Origin of the sequence: Streptomyces sp. NPDC006510 (assembly GCF_040611955.1) — a bacterium.
GTDB lineage: Bacteria > Actinomycetota > Actinomycetes > Streptomycetales > Streptomycetaceae > Streptomyces.
On record NZ_JBEXPH010000007.1, the window covers coordinates 1 to 15,540 of the forward strand.

At 72.1% G+C, this 15,540-nt stretch carries 13 protein-coding genes and 1 pseudogene; 10 read left to right on the forward strand and 4 right to left on the reverse strand.

Annotation, left to right across the window (positions count from 1 at the left end):
• Window positions 1-98 precede the first annotated feature (98 nt).
• A pseudogene (locus ABZY11_RS04000) lies at window positions 99-746 on the reverse strand (AIM24 family protein); the annotation flags it as partial.
• A gap of 71 nt (window positions 747-817) precedes the next feature.
• Here ABZY11_RS04000 and ABZY11_RS04005 point away from each other — a divergent pair.
• The 4 genes from ABZY11_RS04005 to ABZY11_RS04020 all read left to right on the forward strand — a co-directional run bounded on the left by ABZY11_RS04005 (window position 818) and on the right by ABZY11_RS04020 (window position 4,888).
• A complete protein-coding gene (locus ABZY11_RS04005; protein ID WP_356477601.1) occupies window positions 818-1,579 on the forward strand; it encodes a peptidyl-tRNA hydrolase in 762 nt (253 codons plus the stop codon).
• A gap of 105 nt (window positions 1,580-1,684) precedes the next feature.
• Entirely contained in the window at window positions 1,685-2,983 is a 1,299-nt protein-coding gene (locus ABZY11_RS04010) for a DUF692 domain-containing protein (protein ID WP_356477602.1), read from the forward strand.
• A gap of 5 nt (window positions 2,984-2,988) precedes the next feature.
• Entirely contained in the window at window positions 2,989-4,008 is a 1,020-nt protein-coding gene (locus ABZY11_RS04015) for a TIGR04222 domain-containing membrane protein (protein ID WP_356477603.1), read from the forward strand.
• 79 nt (window positions 4,009-4,087) lie between these two features.
• Window positions 4,088-4,888 (forward strand): TIGR04222 domain-containing membrane protein, encoded by an 801-nt coding sequence (locus ABZY11_RS04020; RefSeq protein ID WP_356477604.1) that lies wholly within the window; start codon window positions 4,088-4,090, stop codon window positions 4,886-4,888.
• A 167-nt stretch (window positions 4,889-5,055) separates the two neighbouring features.
• Here the strand turns inward: ABZY11_RS04020 and hemQ are convergent, their stop codons facing one another.
• Together hemQ and hemG are read right to left on the reverse strand one after the other, a co-directional pair.
• Window positions 5,056-5,784, reverse strand: a complete 729-nt coding sequence (hemQ, locus tag ABZY11_RS04025) for a hydrogen peroxide-dependent heme synthase (RefSeq protein ID WP_356477605.1) — start codon at window positions 5,782-5,784, stop codon at window positions 5,056-5,058.
• Between the two features lie 4 nt (window positions 5,785-5,788).
• Window positions 5,789-7,276 (reverse strand): protoporphyrinogen oxidase, encoded by a 1,488-nt coding sequence (hemG, locus tag ABZY11_RS04030; protein ID WP_356477606.1) that lies wholly within the window; start codon window positions 7,274-7,276, stop codon window positions 5,789-5,791.
• Between the two features lie 126 nt (window positions 7,277-7,402).
• Here hemG and ABZY11_RS04035 point away from each other — a divergent pair, with 126 nt between their 5' ends.
• Complete coding sequence (locus ABZY11_RS04035; protein WP_356477607.1) at window positions 7,403-8,383, forward strand: DUF4349 domain-containing protein; 981 nt, start codon at window positions 7,403-7,405, stop codon at window positions 8,381-8,383.
• A 37-nt stretch (window positions 8,384-8,420) separates the two neighbouring features.
• Window positions 8,421-9,806 carry an FAD-dependent oxidoreductase gene (locus tag ABZY11_RS04040; RefSeq protein ID WP_356477608.1) on the forward strand — a complete coding sequence of 462 codons (1,386 nt, stop codon included), beginning with the start codon at window positions 8,421-8,423 and terminating at the stop codon, window positions 9,804-9,806.
• Window positions 9,807-9,834: 28 nt separating this feature from the next.
• On the opposite strand, the gene hemE is transcribed toward ABZY11_RS04040, so the two are convergent.
• Window positions 9,835-10,887 (reverse strand): uroporphyrinogen decarboxylase, encoded by a 1,053-nt coding sequence (hemE, locus tag ABZY11_RS04045; RefSeq protein WP_356477609.1) that lies wholly within the window; start codon window positions 10,885-10,887, stop codon window positions 9,835-9,837.
• Between the two features lie 111 nt (window positions 10,888-10,998).
• On the opposite strand from hemE, the gene ABZY11_RS04050 reads away from it, so the two are divergent.
• The 4 genes from ABZY11_RS04050 (at window position 10,999) to ABZY11_RS04065 (ending at window position 15,485) form a co-directional block, all read left to right on the forward strand.
• Window positions 10,999-11,658 (forward strand): DUF3000 domain-containing protein, encoded by a 660-nt coding sequence (locus ABZY11_RS04050; RefSeq protein WP_356477610.1) that lies wholly within the window; start codon window positions 10,999-11,001, stop codon window positions 11,656-11,658.
• 254 nt (window positions 11,659-11,912) lie between these two features.
• A complete protein-coding gene (locus ABZY11_RS04055) occupies window positions 11,913-12,575 on the forward strand; it encodes a response regulator transcription factor (protein ID WP_093542274.1) in 663 nt (220 codons plus the stop codon).
• 119 nt (window positions 12,576-12,694) lie between these two features.
• Window positions 12,695-13,969 carry a ribonuclease D gene (locus ABZY11_RS04060; protein WP_356477611.1) on the forward strand — a complete coding sequence of 425 codons (1,275 nt, stop codon included), beginning with the start codon at window positions 12,695-12,697 and terminating at the stop codon, window positions 13,967-13,969.
• A 286-nt stretch (window positions 13,970-14,255) separates the two neighbouring features.
• The gene (locus tag ABZY11_RS04065; RefSeq protein WP_356477612.1) at window positions 14,256-15,485 is read left to right on the forward strand and encodes an acetyl-CoA C-acyltransferase; all 1,230 of its coding nucleotides are present in this window, start codon (window positions 14,256-14,258) and stop codon (window positions 15,483-15,485) included.
• Window positions 15,486-15,540: the final 55 nt, after the last annotated feature.

The window sequence follows — 15,540 nt, forward strand, 5'->3', positions numbered from 1 at the left end:
TGTCGAGGATGACGCCGGCCTTCCCATCGGTTTTGCCAGTGGTGGAAGCGGAGGTGGCCCGCCGCAGGCGGACAGCAGCCGAGCGACGGCAGAAGAGCCTCGCTGGGGCGTACGATCACGAATCCCTCGCCGTCCAGCCGCAGTTGGACGGCCTCGCCGGAACCGCCGCGGATCATCGAGCCGAAGCTCTGCGAACGGTGCAGCGACGTGGTCAGGTTGGCGCTCCAGCCGACCACCGCGTCCGTGTCGACGCAGACCGGCTGCTGCGGCGTGACGGGAATCACGATGGGGTGCCCCTCGCACATCAGGCCGAGCTTGCCGTATCCGGTGAAGACGCTGTTGAAGAGCCCGCCACCGGTCATCCCGGCGCCCTTCACGGTCTTGATCTCGTAGGAGATGGTGGGGTCGAAACAGAGCACGTTGCGGCCGTTGATCGTGAGGACGTCGCCGTGTTCCATCTCCACGATGAAGCAGTTGGCGGCCTCGTGTGCGAACCAGGCCTCGCCCTGCCCGCGGACCGCCATCAGCGGCAGCCCCTCGCCGCTGACGGCGCGCTTCAGCATGCCGCCTATGCCCTGGCCCTTGCGCTCGAACTGCAGATCGCCGCGGAAGGCGATCATCGCTCCCTGGCGGGCGTGCATCTCGCCGTTGACGGCGTACTTGATGGATTTGGCGTTCTGCAGGGTCATTCCGGGGACCGTCGCCTGCTGTGCCAGGTTCTCGCTGGAAAAGAGATCGCTCTTCATGCGGTGCATCCTCACCCGGAGCGGTTCATTCCGCCAAGAAACGTTTCCTGGGCGGCTGGCAGACTGGACGGGTGAGCAGCAATGACACTCCCGTATCCCCGTCCGGAGTCCCGGCCACGCCCGACCCGCCCGCGGCGGACAGCCCGTTCAGGACGGAGCCGACGAGCCGCGACGAGGCGCCGCAGTACGTACTGCCGCTGGTCGTGCACATCGAGAAGACGGCTCCCCCGACCCGTACCGACGCGCTGCGGACCGCTGCCCGCGCGGTGCTCGTGATGCTCTCCGACGAGCGCTCGGACGGCGAGGGCGAGTGGGCGCGGGCGATGCGGGACTGGCAGGACGCCCGCATCCGCAAGGTGGTGCGGCGGGCGCGCGGTGCGGAGTGGCGCAAGGCGTCCGCGCTGCCGGGCATCACAGTCACGGGCGAGAGCGCCGAGGTGCGGGTCTTCCCTCCCGTGCCCCTGGACGGCTGGCCGAAGGAGCTGGCGAAGCTCCAGGTGTCGGGGACGGATCTGGACGACCCCGAGCCGCCGGCCGCGCCCGGTCCCTCGGGCCCGGTGCTGTGGCTCAACCCGGAGCTGGACATGTCGGCGGGCAAGGCCATGGCGCAGGCCGGACACGGTGCGCAGCTCGCCTGGTGGGAGTTGTCCGACACGGAGCGCAAGGCATGGCGCGAGGCGGGTTTTCCGCTCTCGGTCGCCACCGCGGAGGCGGGCCGCTGGCAGGAACTGACGACGAGCGGGCTTCCGGTGGTGCGTGACGCCGGGTTCACCGAGATCGCCCCCGGGTCGTGCACGGTGGTCGCCGACCATCCGGCGCTGCGACGCGGCTGAGCGCCGGACGGGAACCTCAAATCAACCTCTGAACGTCTCCCTGTTCGGATTCAGCACCGCCCTCCGGGGCCATGAGCCCTGCACGGAGCGGAGGAGGGGGACGGCATGAGGCTGGGAATCGGTATCGGCTGGCGGCCGGAGATCGCGGACGCCGTCGAGGCACTGCCGGGGATCGACTGGGTGGAGGCGGTGGCGGAGAACATCTGCACCGGCCATCTGCCCGATTCGTTGGTACGGCTCAGGGAGCGCGGGGTCACGGTCGTGCCGCACGGCGTCTCGCTGGGCCTCGGCGGGGCCGGCCGTCCCGACGCGGGACGGCTCGCGGATCTTGCCGCCCGCGCCGAGCTGCTCTCCGCCCCGCTGGTGAGCGAGCACATCGCGTTCGTACGGGCCGGGGGGCCGCGTACCGCTTCGCCGGGGCTGGAAGCGGGCCATCTGCTGCCCGTCCCGAGGACCCGGGACGCGTTGGACGTGCTGTGCGAGAACGTACGCATCGCGCAGGACTCGCTGCCGGTGCCGCTGGCCCTGGAGAACATCGCGGCGCTGATCTCCTGGCCCGGCGAGGAGCTGACCGAGGGGCAGTTCCTGGCGGAGCTGGTCGAGCGCACCGGGGTCCGGCTGCTGATCGATGTCGCCAATCTGCACACCAACCACGTGAACCGGGGCGAGGACCCGGCCACCGCGCTCGACGAGCTGCCGGTGGAGGCCATCGCGTACGTCCATGTGGCGGGCGGCGTCGAGAAGGACGGCGTCTGGCACGACACCCACGCCCACCCGGTCACCGCGCCCGTCCTCGACGTCCTCGCCGAACTCCGCTCCCGGGTCGACCCGCCCGGCGTCCTCCTGGAGCGCGACGACGACTTCCCGCCCGCCGGGGAGCTGGCGGGCGAACTGGACACGATCCGCGCCACCTTGGACCGGGCGGCGGGGAACGTGACGCGGTCCGCCCCGGTCCTCCGTCCGGCCGCGCGGACCGGAGCCTCCGCGCCCCCGGACGCCACGCGCGACCGGCTCGCGGCCGCCCAGACCGCGCTGCTCTCCGCCCTCGTCGCCGGTGGCCCCGCCCCGCAGGGCTTCGACCGGCGCCGCCTCGGGATCCAGAGCCGGGCCCTGGCGGCCAAGCGGGCCGGGGTCGTCGCCAAGGTGGCACCCGAACTGCCGGAGATCCTGGGCGCCGGCTACCGGGAGGCCTTCCTCTCGTACGCCAGGACCCGTCCCATGTCCGCCGGTTACCGGCGCGACGCGCTGGACTTCGCCGAGCAGCTGCTGATCGCGGGCCGGCCCGCCGACGACGCCGCCCGGCGCCGGCTGACCCACTGGTGGCAGGACCGGGCCGCCGCGCGTCCACCGCGCCGCACCACCCGGCTGGTACGAGCCGCCCGCGCGGCCCTGATCGGAAGGTGACCGGCATGAACACCGTCGCGGTATTGATGGATCTCGGCGTCGTGGTCTCCTCCGTGCTCCTGATCGTGGGGCTCGCGCGTGCCCGTGGCGGCGTCGGCGGCTCCGTCCACGACCTCTACGAAGTCGCCTTCCTCAACGGTGGTCCGGGCAGGGTCGTGGACACCGCGCTCACCGCGATGCAGGCGGACGGACGGCTCGCCGTCGGAGGTCCCGGAATCGTCGCCGTCCAGCGGGCCGACGCCCGGGACCCGGTGGAGCGCGCGGTGCTCCAGGAACACGCCACGGCCCCCAGCGGCGCGCTGCACACCCTGCGCGAGGCCGTGATGCGGCACCCCGCGGTGCAGGAGATCGGCGACGGGCTCGCGGCCCGCGGTCTGCTGGCCGCGCCCGCCGCTAGCCGGACCTGGCGCCGCTGGGGCATCGCCCAGGGGCTGGTCTGCGTACTGGCCGTCCCGCTCACCGTCGTGATGACCGTCGCGCAGTCGCTCTCCGACGAACTGTCCGCGGACTCCCCCGTGCCCTTCGTCTTCAAGGTGCTCCCGTTCCTGATCCCCGGCTTCCTCACCGGCTTCATCTGCGCCGGCATCGCCCGGGGGCGCGTCACCGGGGCGGGGCGCCGGGCCGCGGAGACGTACCGCACCGCCCAGGCGTACCACCCGGGCCCGGCCCATCTGGTGGCCACGCACGGGCTGCGGGCCCTCCCCGACCCCGAGTTGCAGGCTCAGCTGATCGCGGCGGCCCGGATGCAGCCGCGCGGCCGGGCGGCAGGGTGGCAGGCGCACTCGGCGGCGACGGCGTCCGCGGGCGCCTCCGCCCTGCTCCTCGCGCCGGTGGTGTGGTGTGCCGGTACGAGTGCCGGTCACGGCAGTTGCGGGAGCTCGGGTGACGGGGGCAGCGGCGGAGGCGGCGGTGGGTGCAGTTCCGGGGCGAGCTGTGGATCGGGGTCCGGGTCCGGCTGCGGTGGCAGCAGCGGCTCCAGTTGCTCCAGCAGCAGCTGCGGTGGCGGGTCCAGTTGTGGCGGCTAAGGGCTGTCCGGCGCCGCCGAAGCGTCCGCATGATGAACGGGCCATGGCTTTCCACCCCCGCCTCGGATAGAAAGCCGCCATGCTCTGGGTTCTGTTTCTGCTGGTCGCATGGGGTGCGGCAGCCATCACGTGCATCCGGCTCTGCCTCGTCTCGGCCCGCACGGGACTGCTGTCCGGCGCGTCCGCGGATGCCGTACCAGACATCGGCGCCGGTCATGAACTGACCCTGTACGAGACCGCGTTCCTGGCCGGCGGTCCCCACCGGGTGGTCGATCTGACGCTGGCCACCATGCATCTTCGACGACGGCTGCTGCTCGCCCCCACCGGCTGGGCGACGGTCGTCGACCCGGAGGGCCGGGACGAGATGGAGCGCACGGTGATCCGTGCGACAGGCCCGCAGGGCCAGTCCCCTATACCGCCGATACGGGCGGCCGCGGCCACCTCCGACGCCGTACGCGCCCTGGCCGAGCGGCTCGTCGCCGCCGGGCTGGCCCTGCCGGGCGGTGCCGGGACCGATGTCGCCGCCGCGGTGCGGGCGGTGCGCGGCGCGGCTCTGCTGGTGGTCGCGATGGGTGCCGTCACGCTGCTGATGCCCGGTCAGGAGCACGGTCCCGGCGGCCCGGTGGTGTCGCTGCTCGTCCGGTTCGGGCTGCCGCTCGCGCTGACCGTCGGCTGTCTGGCCATCGCCCGGATGGAGATCCATCCCTACAGCTCGTGGGCCTCGCCCGCCGGTCAGCGGCTGCTGGCCGAGCACGACGTTCCGGCCGCCGGGGCGGACCGCGACGTGCTGGCGGCGATCGCCGTACGGGGGGTGCGCGCCGGGGACGATCCGGCGCTGCGGGCCGCGCTCGGCGGCGGTCCGGGCGGACCGCTCCGGTAGCACGGCCGGTCCGTCACGGGGTGGTGCGTGTCGAAGGACGCCGGTGCGGCGCGCGGAACGCGCGCCGCACCCGGAGCCGAACCCGGTGTCGCTGGAACGACGGGCAGCGCGAACGCGCCGGTGCCCGCCCTCTGATCTTCCGGGTTGGGGTGGTCGGAGCCCGCTCGCTACGCGAGCCCGGCCACCAGGTCTGCAACCGACTTCCTGCGCCCCGTGTAGAACGGGACCTCTTCACGGACATGCATCCGCGCCTCGGAGGCCCGCAGGTGACGCATCAGGTCGACGATGCGGTCGAGCTCGTCGGCCTCGAAGGCGAGGATCCACTCGTAGTCGCCGAGCGAGAAGGAGGCGACGGTGTTGGCCCGGACGTCGGGGTAGCCGCGGGCCATTTTGCCGTGGTCCGCGAGCATGCGGCGGCGGTCCTCGTCGGGCAGCAGGTACCAGTCGTAGGAGCGCACGAAGGGGTACACGCTGATGTAGTTGCGCGGCGTCTCGTCGGCCAGGAACGCCGGGATGTGCGACTTGTTGAACTCGGCGGGGCGGTGCAGCGCCATGTTCGACCAGACAGGCTCCAGTGCCAGGCCCAGCTTGGTGCGCCGGAAGAGGTTGTACGCCTCCTGGAGCTCGTCCGCCGTCTCGGCGTGCCACCAGATCATGACGTCGGCGTCAGCACGCAGGCCGGAGACGTCATAGGTGCCGCGGACGGTGATGTCCTTGGCCGCGAGCTGGTCGAACAGCTCCTGGACCTCGTCGGCGTAACCGGCGCGGTCCACGGGCAGGACGTCGCGCAGCTTGAAGACGGACCACAGCGTGTAGCGGATGACCTCGTTGAGGTCCTTGGCCTTCTTACCCGCGTTGGGGCCCTTGCTTGATTTCACAGTCTCAGGCGCACTCATACGGCTATTGTCCCGCCTCGCTCCGTGTGCCCTTAACCAGGGTCGACGTGGCGATGATCTCTTCCCCGGAACCACCGGTGACCTCGGCCGCGATTTCGTCCGCGGCGCGGTGGGCACTCGCGATGCACGCCGGGATGCCGACGCCGTCGTAGACCGCTCCGCAGACCCGCAGGGCGGGCAGCTTGGCGACCTCGTCGCGGATCCGGGCGACCCGGGAGAGGTGGCCGACGGGGTACTGGGGCAGTCCGCCGATCCACCGGGTGACCTCGGTGTCCACGGGCTTCGCGGCCAGTCCGGTCGCCTCGGCGAGGTCGCGCAGCGACACATCGACGAGCTCGTGGTCCTCGCGGTGGATGTGGTCCTCCTCGCCGTAGCGGCCGACGGAGGTCCGCAGCACGAAGAGGTCCGGGGCGGAATCGGCGACCCAGCTCCACTTGTGGGAGGAGAAGGTGGACGCCTTGATGGTGCGGCCGTCGACCGGGGGGACGAGGAAGCCGGAGCGGCCGTCGAGCGCGGTCGTGGCGGCGATGTCGGAGCGGCGGAACGCCATGGTGACGAGCGCCATCGACGCGTACTCGACCCCGGCGAGCTCGGCGGAGGCCGCCGGGGACTCGGCGGCGAGCAGCGTGGAGGCGGACCAGGCGGGGGCGGCGAGCACGATGCCGTCGGCGGCGATCACCCGGGCGTCCGTGCGGACGTCCCAGCCTTCGGCGGTACGGGTCAGGCCGAGGACGGGGGTGGCGGTCAGGATCTCCCCGCCCGCCGCACGTACGGCGTCGGCGACCGCGTGGGGCAGGGTGCCGACACCGCCGTCGATGCCCTGGAAGACCGGTCCGGTCTGCTGCCGGGCCTCGGCCCGCTCCTGGATGCGGCGGACGCCGTCGAGCAGCGAGCCGCCCTCCCGGGCCGCTTCGAAGAGCTGCGGTACGGCGGCACGCATCGAGATCCGGTAGGCGTCGCCCGCGTACACGCCGCCGAGCAGCGGCTCCACGAGCCGGTCGACGACCTCGCGGCCCAGGCGGTCGGCGACGTACGCGCCGACGGCGACGTCGTCACCGACGGTGGTCGGGGTGAGGTCGCGCTCCTGCGCGATGCGGGCCAGGCCCTCCGGGGTGAGCAGTCCGTCGAGCGCCGCAGGGTCGCCCGGTACGCCCATCACATGGCCCTTGGGCATGGGCCGCAGGGCGTCGCGTGTCCAGACCGACGCGGTGGCCGTGGCGGGCGGCTGCAGGCGGTCACCGAGGCCGACGTCGCGGGCCAGGCCGACCGCCTCCGGGCGCCGGGCGAGCATCGACTCGGCGCCCAGGTCGACCCGGGTTCCGGCTATGTCCCCGGTCATGAGCTTGCCGCCGAGCCGCTCGGTGGCCTCCAGAAGGGTGACCCGCAGGCCGGCCCCGAGGAGCCGGTGGGCGGCGGCGAGACCTGCGATGCCGCCGCCGATGACGACGACGTGTCCGGTGCCCTGGTCCGCTCGGTTCATTGAACGCTGCATGCCCCCACTCTCTCAAACCTCTTCCGAGTCCTGAACGTGACTGCTTCGAAACCGTTATTCGGCAACCCGTTCCCGTGTCCGGCACGTCGAACCGGCACCATCAACGACCCGCCTTGGGGGGCAGTCATGCAGAGAGACCGGCATCCTGGCCGTTCATCCGTCCATCGTTCGCGCATGGTCCTGGCGGCCGGACTCGTGGCCGGCCTGCTCGCGCTGAACGGCTGCGGCACATCGGACAGTGCGAGCGACGCGAGTTCCGGCGACGACAAGAAGGCGATCGGCACGGCGGAGCGGGGCGCCGCCGACTCCGCGGCCGGGAAGACGGCGCGGGAACCGCAGGAGGCTGGCGGTTCGCCGGCCCGGCCGAAGAAGGCCGATGCGCTGTCCTCGGGCACCCATGTCATCCGGACCGCCTCGCTCTCGGTGGAGGTGAAGGACGTGCCGAAGGCGGCCGCGGTCGCCCGTTCGGTCGCGGAGGGTTCGGGCGGTCTGGTGGCCGGCGAGGAGACCGAGCGGATCGATGACACACACGACATGTCACATCTCGTACTGCGCGTTCCGCAGGGCGAGTACGACGCGGTGCTGAAGGATCTCGCGGGCACGGGAAAGCTGCTGTCGCGCACCTCGTCGGCGAAGGACGTCACCGACCAGGTGGTCGACGTGGAGAGCCGGATCGCCACCCAGCGGGCGAGTGTGGCGCGCGTGCGGAAGCTGATGGAACGGGCCGGGAAGCTCAGCGACGTGGTCACGCTGGAAGGCGAACTGAGCAGCCGTCAGGCGGCCCTGGAGTCGCTGCTCGCCCAGCAGGCGTCTCTGAAGGACCGCACCGCGCTCGCCACGATCACCCTGGATCTCACCGAGCCGGAGGGGGCGGCGGAGGACGACGACGACAGTTCCGGCTTCCTGGACGCGCTGGGCGGCGGCTGGCACGCGTTCGTGACGATGCTGCTGTGGCTCGCGATGGCGCTGGGCGCCGCGGCCCCGTTCCTGGCAGCGCTCGCGGTACTTCTGCTGCTGTGGCGGCTGCTGCGCCACCGGCTGCCCGGACGCCGTGCGCCGCGGACGCCCGAGCCGGCCGAGCACTCGCCCGCTCCCCCGGCGTCGTAGCGTGGTCCCTTCGGACTCGGTGTCGAAGGGACCTGGCATGACGGCGGAGCGACTGGTGGTCATCGGTGGTGACGCGGCGGGCATGTCCGCCGCGTCCCAGGCCCGCAGGCTCAAGGGCCCCGACGAGCTGAGCATCGTCGCCTTCGAGCGGGGCAATTTCACCTCGTACTCCGCCTGCGGCATCCCGTACTGGGTCGGCGGCGACGTCGTGGCGCGGGACGACCTCATCGCGCGCACGCCGAAGGAGCACCGGGCACGCGACATCGACCTCAGGATGCGCACCGAGGTCACGGAGATCGATGTCGCCGGGCAGCGGGTGCGGGCTCTGGACCTGGGCACCGGCGAGGCGTACTGGACGGACTTCGACAAGCTGGTGATCGCGACGGGGGCCCGTCCGGTACGTCCGGCGCTGCCCGGCATGGACGCGCCCGGGGTGCACGGGGTACAGACCCTGGACGACGGTCAGGCGCTGCTGGAGTCGCTGGACCGGGCGCCGGGCAGCAGGCGGGCGGTCGTCGTCGGAGCCGGTTACATCGGCGTGGAGATGGCGGAGGCGATGCTGAAGCGCGGCTTCGAGGTGACCGTGCTCAACCGCGGCGAGCAGCCGATGGCGACGCTCGACCCCGACATGGGGCGGCTGGTGCACGACGCGATGGACGGTCTGGGCATCACCACGGTCAACCGGGCCGAGGTCACCGCGATCCGCACCGGCTCGGACGGCCGGGTCCGCGCGGTCGCCACGGGCAACGCCTCCTACCCGGCGGACGTGGTGGTGCTCGGGATCGGCGTCGAGCCGGAGACGACGCTGGCGCGCGCCGTCGGCCTCCCGGTGGGTCCGCACGGCGGCCTGCTGACCGATCTGTCGATGCGGGTCGTCGGGCACGACAACATCTGGGCGGGCGGCGACTGCGTCGAGGTCCTCGACCTGGTGGCGGGCCGGACCCGCCACATCGCGCTGGGCACCCACGCCAACAAGCACGGCCAGATCATCGGGTCCAACGTGGGCGGCGGCTACGGGACGTTCCCGGGCGTGGTCGGCACGGCGGTGAGCAAGGTGTGCGATCTGGAGATCGCCCGCACCGGTCTGCGCGAGAAGGACGCCCGCGCGGTGGGACTGCGGTTCGTCACGGCGACGATCGAGTCGACGGGCCGGGCGGGCTACTACCCGGGGGCGCAGCCCATGACGGTGAAGATGCTCGCGGAGTACCGGACCGGCCGGCTGCTCGGGGTGCAGATCGTGGGCCGGGACGGGGCGGCCAAGCGCGTGGACATCGCGGCCGTGGCGCTCACGGCCGGGATGACGGTGGAGCAGCTGACCGCCCTGGACCTGGGCTACGCCCCGCCGTTCTCGCCGGTCTGGGACCCGGTTCTGGTGGCGGCCCGCAAGGCGGTGACCGCGGTGCGCCGGGCGGGCACCGCCTGAGTGCGCGGTGCCCGGCGTCCCCGGGCGCTCAGCGCTCGGTGCTGGTGTGCACGTACTCGACGAGCCGGGTCAGCGCGTCCGGGTCCATGGTCGGCATCACGCCGTGGCCCAGGTTGAAGACATGGCCTTCGAGACCGGCGGCCGCGTCCAGCACCTCCTGGGTCTTCTCCTCCACCGTCGCGGTCGGTGCGAACAGCACCGCGGGGTCGAGGTTGCCCTGGAGCGCCTTGCCGGGGCCGATCCGGCGCGCGGCCTCGTCCAGCGGAACCCGCCAGTCGACGCCGACGACATCCGCGCCCGCCTCGCCCATCAGGCCGAGGAGTTCGCCGGTGCCGACGCCGAAGTGGATGCGCGGGACGCCGTACCGGGCGACGGCGTCGAAGACCTTCGCCGAGGCGGGCAGCACCGAACGCCGGTAGTCGGCGGGGGCCAGCGCGCCCACCCAGGAGTCGAAGAGCTGGACGGCCGAGACACCCGCCTCGATCTGCACCTTGAGGAAGGCGCCGGTGATCTCGGCGAGCCGGTCCAGCAGATCCGCCCAGAGCTGCGGGTCGCCGTACATCAGGGCCTTGGTGTGCTCGTGGTTGCGGGACGGGCCGCCCTCCACGAGGTAGCTGGCGAGGGTGAAGGGGGCCCCGGCGAAACCGATCAGGGGGGTGGCGCCCAGCTCGGCGGTGAGCAGGCCGATGGCCTCGGTGACATAGCCGACGTCCTCGGGCGTGAGGTCGCGCAGCCGGGCCAGATCGGCGCGGGTGCGGATCGGGTCGGCGATGACCGGGCCGACACCGGGCTTGATGTCGAGGTCGATCCCGATGGCCTTGAGCGGTACGACGATGTCGCTGAAGTAGATCGCGGCGTCGACCTTGTGACGGCGGACCGGCTGCATCGTGATCTCCGCGACCAGCTCCGGCATCATGCAGGAGTCGAGCATCGGGATGCCCTCGCGCACCTTCAGGTACTCCGGCAGCGAGCGCCCCGCCTGGCGCATGAACCAGACCGGCGTGTGCGGAACGGGCTCGCGGCGGCACGCCTTCAGGAACGCCGACTCATGGGTGGCGGAGGTCTTCGTCTGCTGGCCCATGGGGCGATCGTTGGCACTCACACCAGGAATCTTCGCATGAAGCGGCAAGCAGCCGGCCCGGCCCGGGTGTCCTCCCTGCGCGAAGCGCCGGTTCCGCCTACTCTTCCCCGCATGGCTCCGGCTCAGGGACAGTTCTCCGATCAATCAGATGGCGCTGACAGCAAGGACAGCGAGGAGGGTGGTTCCGTCCCGCCCGCGTTCCGGTCGGCGGTGGACGCGCTGCACTCGGCGCGGCTCCGCCCCGAGCTGGAGGTGGAGTCGACGAGGCCGCCCAAGCGGCTCGCGCCGTACGCGTACGCCCTGGAGGCCGCGGTCGTCGACGGTGAGGTCGATCTCGCCGACGGCCGCCTGGTACTGCTCCACGACCCGGCCGGGCACGACGCCTGGCAGGGCACCTTCCGCCTGGTGACGCTGGTACGGGCCGAGCTGGAGCCGGAGATGGCCTCCGATCCGCTGCTGCCGGAGGTGTGCTGGTCCTGGCTGACCGGCGCGTTGGAGGCGCGCGGTCTGTCGTACGGGGAGGCGGGCGGCACGGTGACCCGGGCGGGGTCGCACTACTTCGGCGCGCTGGGCACGAGGCGCCCGGCGACCCAGATCGAGATCCGGGCGTCGTGGACGCCTCGGGAGGGCCGCGACGGGGTGCCGGACACGGCGGCGCATCTCATGGCGTGGGGCGACCTGTTGTGCCAGATCGCCGGCCTGCCGCCATCGGGGCCCGTCGACGCGGCGGTGGTGACTCTCCCGCAGCGGCGCGGTCCGCAGGTTTCCTGATCTTCTTCTCTGAATTCTCTGGCCGAAACTCTCCCCCTGCCGGTGACTGTGCGTCACATTTCTCGCACAGTTACCGGTATTTTTTTCGTACAATCGATCGCATGTCCGATTTGCCCGAATTGTTACTCACCAAATCGTGATCTTCCCCTAAAGGAGCACGGGTCTGCTGCCGAAGAGGTCAATGACCCTTCAAGCACGGTTCGCCCCGGCTTCATCCCCGAGCCGGCCCGTCCCGCCACTCCCCAGGAGGCCTGGTGTCCGTTCTCCTAGAGCAGCCCGCAAGCCTGGTCGCCTACCGCCCGAACAAGCCGACGGCCATGGTCGTCGTGGCCGACCCGCGCGTCCGTTCCACCGTCACCCGCCATCTGTGGGCACTCGGAGTACGTGACGTCATCGAGGCGTCGTCCATCGCGGAGGCTCGTCCCCGCGTCGGCAATCCGCGCGACATCTGCGTTGCCGACGTCCACCTGCCCGACGGTTCCGGGCTGACCCTGTTGTCCGAGACCCGAGCCGCCGGCTGGCCGAACGGCCTCGCCCTCTCCGCCGCCGATGACATCGGCGCCGTACGCAACGCCCTCGCGGGCGGCGTGAAGGGCTATGTCGTCACCGGCACACGTACCAATATCGGCCACCCCACCCGTCCCGGCGTCGCCCCCATCGGCGCCAACGCCGCCCGTATGCACCGTCGGCCCCCCGGCGCCCCGAGCCACCCGGGCGGCTACCGCGAACTGTCCGGCCGTGAGGTCGAGGTCCTCCGACTGGTCGCCGAGGGCCAGTCCAACAAGGCCATCGGCGTCTCCATGGGACTGTCCGCCCTGACCGTCAAGAGCCACCTCGCCCGAATCGCCCGCAAGCTCGGCACCGGAGACCGCGCCGGAATGGTCGCCGTCGCCCTGCGGACGGGAATCATCCACTGACGCCCGCCCCGTACCCGGCGGGTCCGCACAGGCACGGACCGGCTGGTTTGCATTCATCCGCGCCCGTCGACGGAACGTTCCGTCGACGGGCGCCGTACATACACAGATACCCTTGACACGTGACCGACGCCCAAGAGACCGCAGCAGACACTTCACTGCGAACCACCGGGGGCGCCCCCCCGGACGACGTCGCCCCGGCGCCGATCCCCTTGCTCGAACCTCGCGAGGGCATTCCCCCGGTGGTGGCGTCCGACGACGCCCTCGCCCGGGTGATCGCCGCTTTCGCCGCCGGTTCCGGCCCGGTGGCCGTCGACGCCGAGCGGGCCTCCGGCTACCGCTACGGCCAGCGCGCCTACCTTGTGCAACTGCGCCGCGACGGCGCGGGCAGCGCGCTGATCGACCCCGTCGGCTGCCCCGACCTGTCGCACCTCGGCAAGGTCCTGAGCGGCAGCGAATGGATCCTGCACGCCGCCACTCAGGACCTGCCCTGTCTGCGCGAAATAGGGATGACTCCCACCGGGCTGTTCGACACCGAGCTGGCCGGACGGCTCGCCGGTTTCCCGCGCGTCGGCCTCGGCGCCATGGTCGAGAGCGTGCTCGGCTACTCGCTGGAGAAGGGCCACTCCGCGGTCGACTGGTCCACCCGCCCGCTCCCCGACCCCTGGCTGCGCTACGCGGCGCTCGACGTCGAGCTGCTGATCGATCTGCGCAACGCCCTGGAGGACGAGCTCGACCGGCAGGGCAAGCTGGAATGGGCCCGCGAGGAGTTCGACGCGATCGCCTCGGCACCGCCCGCTCCCCCGCGCAAGGACCCGTGGCGCCGCACGTCCGGCATGCACAAGGTCCGCCGTCGCCGCCAGATGGCGGTGGTACGCGAGCTGTGGACCGCGCGCGACCAGGTCGCACGACGGCGTGACATCTCGCCCGGCAAGGTTCTGGGCGATACCGCGATCGTCGAGGCGGCGCTCGCGCTCCCGCTGAACACACAGGCGCTGACCGCGCTGCCCGGGTACGGCCACCGCATGGGCAGGCGCCAGCTGGAACAGTGGCAGGCGGCCATCGACCGGGCCAAGGCACTGCCGGAGACCGAGCTCCCCCAGCCCGGCCAGACCCTCGCCGGTCCGCCGCCGCCCCGCGCCTGGGCGGACAAGGACCCCGCTGCGGCGGCCAGGCTCTCGGCCGCCCGCGCCGCGGTGTCGGAACTCGCCGAGCAGCTGCACATGCCGCAGGAGAACCTGATCACTCCGGACACGGTGCGCCGGATCTGCTGGGAGCCGCCCAGGAACCCGACCCCGGACGCGGTCGAGACCGCACTCGCCGGGTACGGGGCGCGCCGCTGGCAGATCGAGCAGGTGGCCCCGCTGCTGGTCCGCGCGCTGGCGCCGGCGGCCTGAGGGGCCATTGCCGGAGGGCTCGCCGAGGGGCGTATTCGCGCCAGGTTGTGCGGCCTGAGGCCACGTGGTGTTCCCGATCGCCGGACGGGGCTGGTTCAGCCCCGTCCGGCGATCGGCGTTTCGGGGCCCGAACGGCGCCCGCGCCCGGCCCCGCCCGCATGTGACCTTCGCCGCTCCCGCCGTGGGGGCTGGGCAGTCTGGTTACCCGCAAGTAGCATGATGGTGGTGGCGCGCTTCCGGGCGTGCCGCGCAGCAGTGCCATCCCGCACCCTGGAGGAGAGCCACCGTGCCTCGTACCATCCGGGACGTCGTCTTCGTCGACGGCGTCCGCACCCCGTTCGGCAAAGCGGGCCCGAAGGGCATCTACCACGAGACCCGCGCCGACGATCTCGTCGTGAAGGCCATCCGGGAGCTGTTGCGCCGCAACCCGGACCTGGACCCCGCGAAGATCGACGAGGTCGCCATCGCCGCGACCACCCAGATCGGCGACCAGGGCCTGACGCTGGGCAGGACCGCCGGAATCCTGGCCGGGCTCCCGCAGTCCGTGCCTGGCTACTCCATCGACCGCATGTGCGCGGGCGCCCTGACCGCCGTCACGTCGACGGCCGGCTCCATCGCCTTCGGTGCGTACGACGTCGTCGTCGCCGGCGGTGTCGAGCACATGGGCCGCCACCCGATGGGCGAGGGCGTGGACCCGAACCCGCGCTTCGTGTCGGAGAAGCTGGTCGACGAGTCCGCCCTGTTCATGGGCATGACCGCGGAGAACCTGCACGACCGGTACCCGCAGATCACCAAGCTCCGCGCCGACGAGTACGCGGTCCGCTCGCAGGAGAAGGCCGCCAAGGCGTACGCCAACGGCAAGATCCAGCAGGACCTGGTGCCGATCTCGGTGCGCCGCACCAACGCCGAGGCCGGCGAGACCGGCTGGGGCCTGGTCACCGCCGACGAGCCGATGCGCCCGGGTACGACCCTGGAGTCGCTCGCCGGTCTGAAGACCCCGTTCCGCGCCCACGGCAGGGTCACCGCCGGTAACGCCGCCGGTCTCAACGACGGCGCCACCGCCTCCCTGCTCGCCGCAGAGGACGTCGCCCGCGAGCTGGGCCTCCCGGTCAAGATGCGCCTGGTCTCGTACGCCTTCGCGGGCGTCGAGCCGGAGGTCATGGGCTACGGCCCGATCCCGTCGACCGAGAAGGCCCTCGCCAAGGCCGGGCTGACCATCGGCGACATCGGTCTGTTCGAGATCAACGAGGCGTTCGCCGTCCAGGTGCTCGCCTTCCTCGACCACTACGGCATCGCCGACGACGACGCGCGCGTCAACCAGTACGGCGGCGCCATCGCCTACGGCCACCCGCTGGCCTCCTCGGGTGTGCGTCTGATGACGCAGCTGGCCCGCCAGTTCGAGGAGCAGCCCGAGGTCCGCTACGGCCTGACGACCATGTGCGTCGGCTTCGGCATGGGCGCGACGGTCATCTGGGAGAACCCGCACTTCGACAAGGCAGACGGAGGCAACGCGTGAGCGAGCGCAGCGAGCGAACAGACAAGAGGCGCAGCCTGAGCGAAGGCTGGGCCGA

Excerpts from the sequence above, each read along its gene's own strand:
- ABZY11_RS04010 (WP_356477602.1), top strand. The coding sequence starts at position 1,685 with ATGAGGCTGGGAATCGGTATCGGCTGGCGGCCGGAGATCGCGGACGCC.
- ABZY11_RS04015 (WP_356477603.1), top strand. The coding sequence starts at position 2,989 with ATGAACACCGTCGCGGTATTGATGGATCTCGGCGTCGTGGTCTCCTCC.
- ABZY11_RS04020 (WP_356477604.1), top strand. The coding sequence starts at position 4,088 with ATGCTCTGGGTTCTGTTTCTGCTGGTCGCATGGGGTGCGGCAGCCATC.
- hemQ (WP_356477605.1), bottom strand. The coding sequence starts at position 5,784 with ATGAGTGCGCCTGAGACTGTGAAATCAAGCAAGGGCCCCAACGCGGGT.
- hemG (WP_356477606.1), bottom strand. The coding sequence starts at position 7,276 with ATGCAGCGTTCAATGAACCGAGCGGACCAGGGCACCGGACACGTCGTC.
- ABZY11_RS04035 (WP_356477607.1), top strand. The coding sequence starts at position 7,403 with ATGCAGAGAGACCGGCATCCTGGCCGTTCATCCGTCCATCGTTCGCGC.
- ABZY11_RS04040 (WP_356477608.1), top strand. The coding sequence starts at position 8,421 with ATGACGGCGGAGCGACTGGTGGTCATCGGTGGTGACGCGGCGGGCATG.
- hemE (WP_356477609.1), bottom strand. The coding sequence starts at position 10,887 with ATGGGCCAGCAGACGAAGACCTCCGCCACCCATGAGTCGGCGTTCCTG.
- ABZY11_RS04050 (WP_356477610.1), top strand. The coding sequence starts at position 10,999 with ATGGCTCCGGCTCAGGGACAGTTCTCCGATCAATCAGATGGCGCTGAC.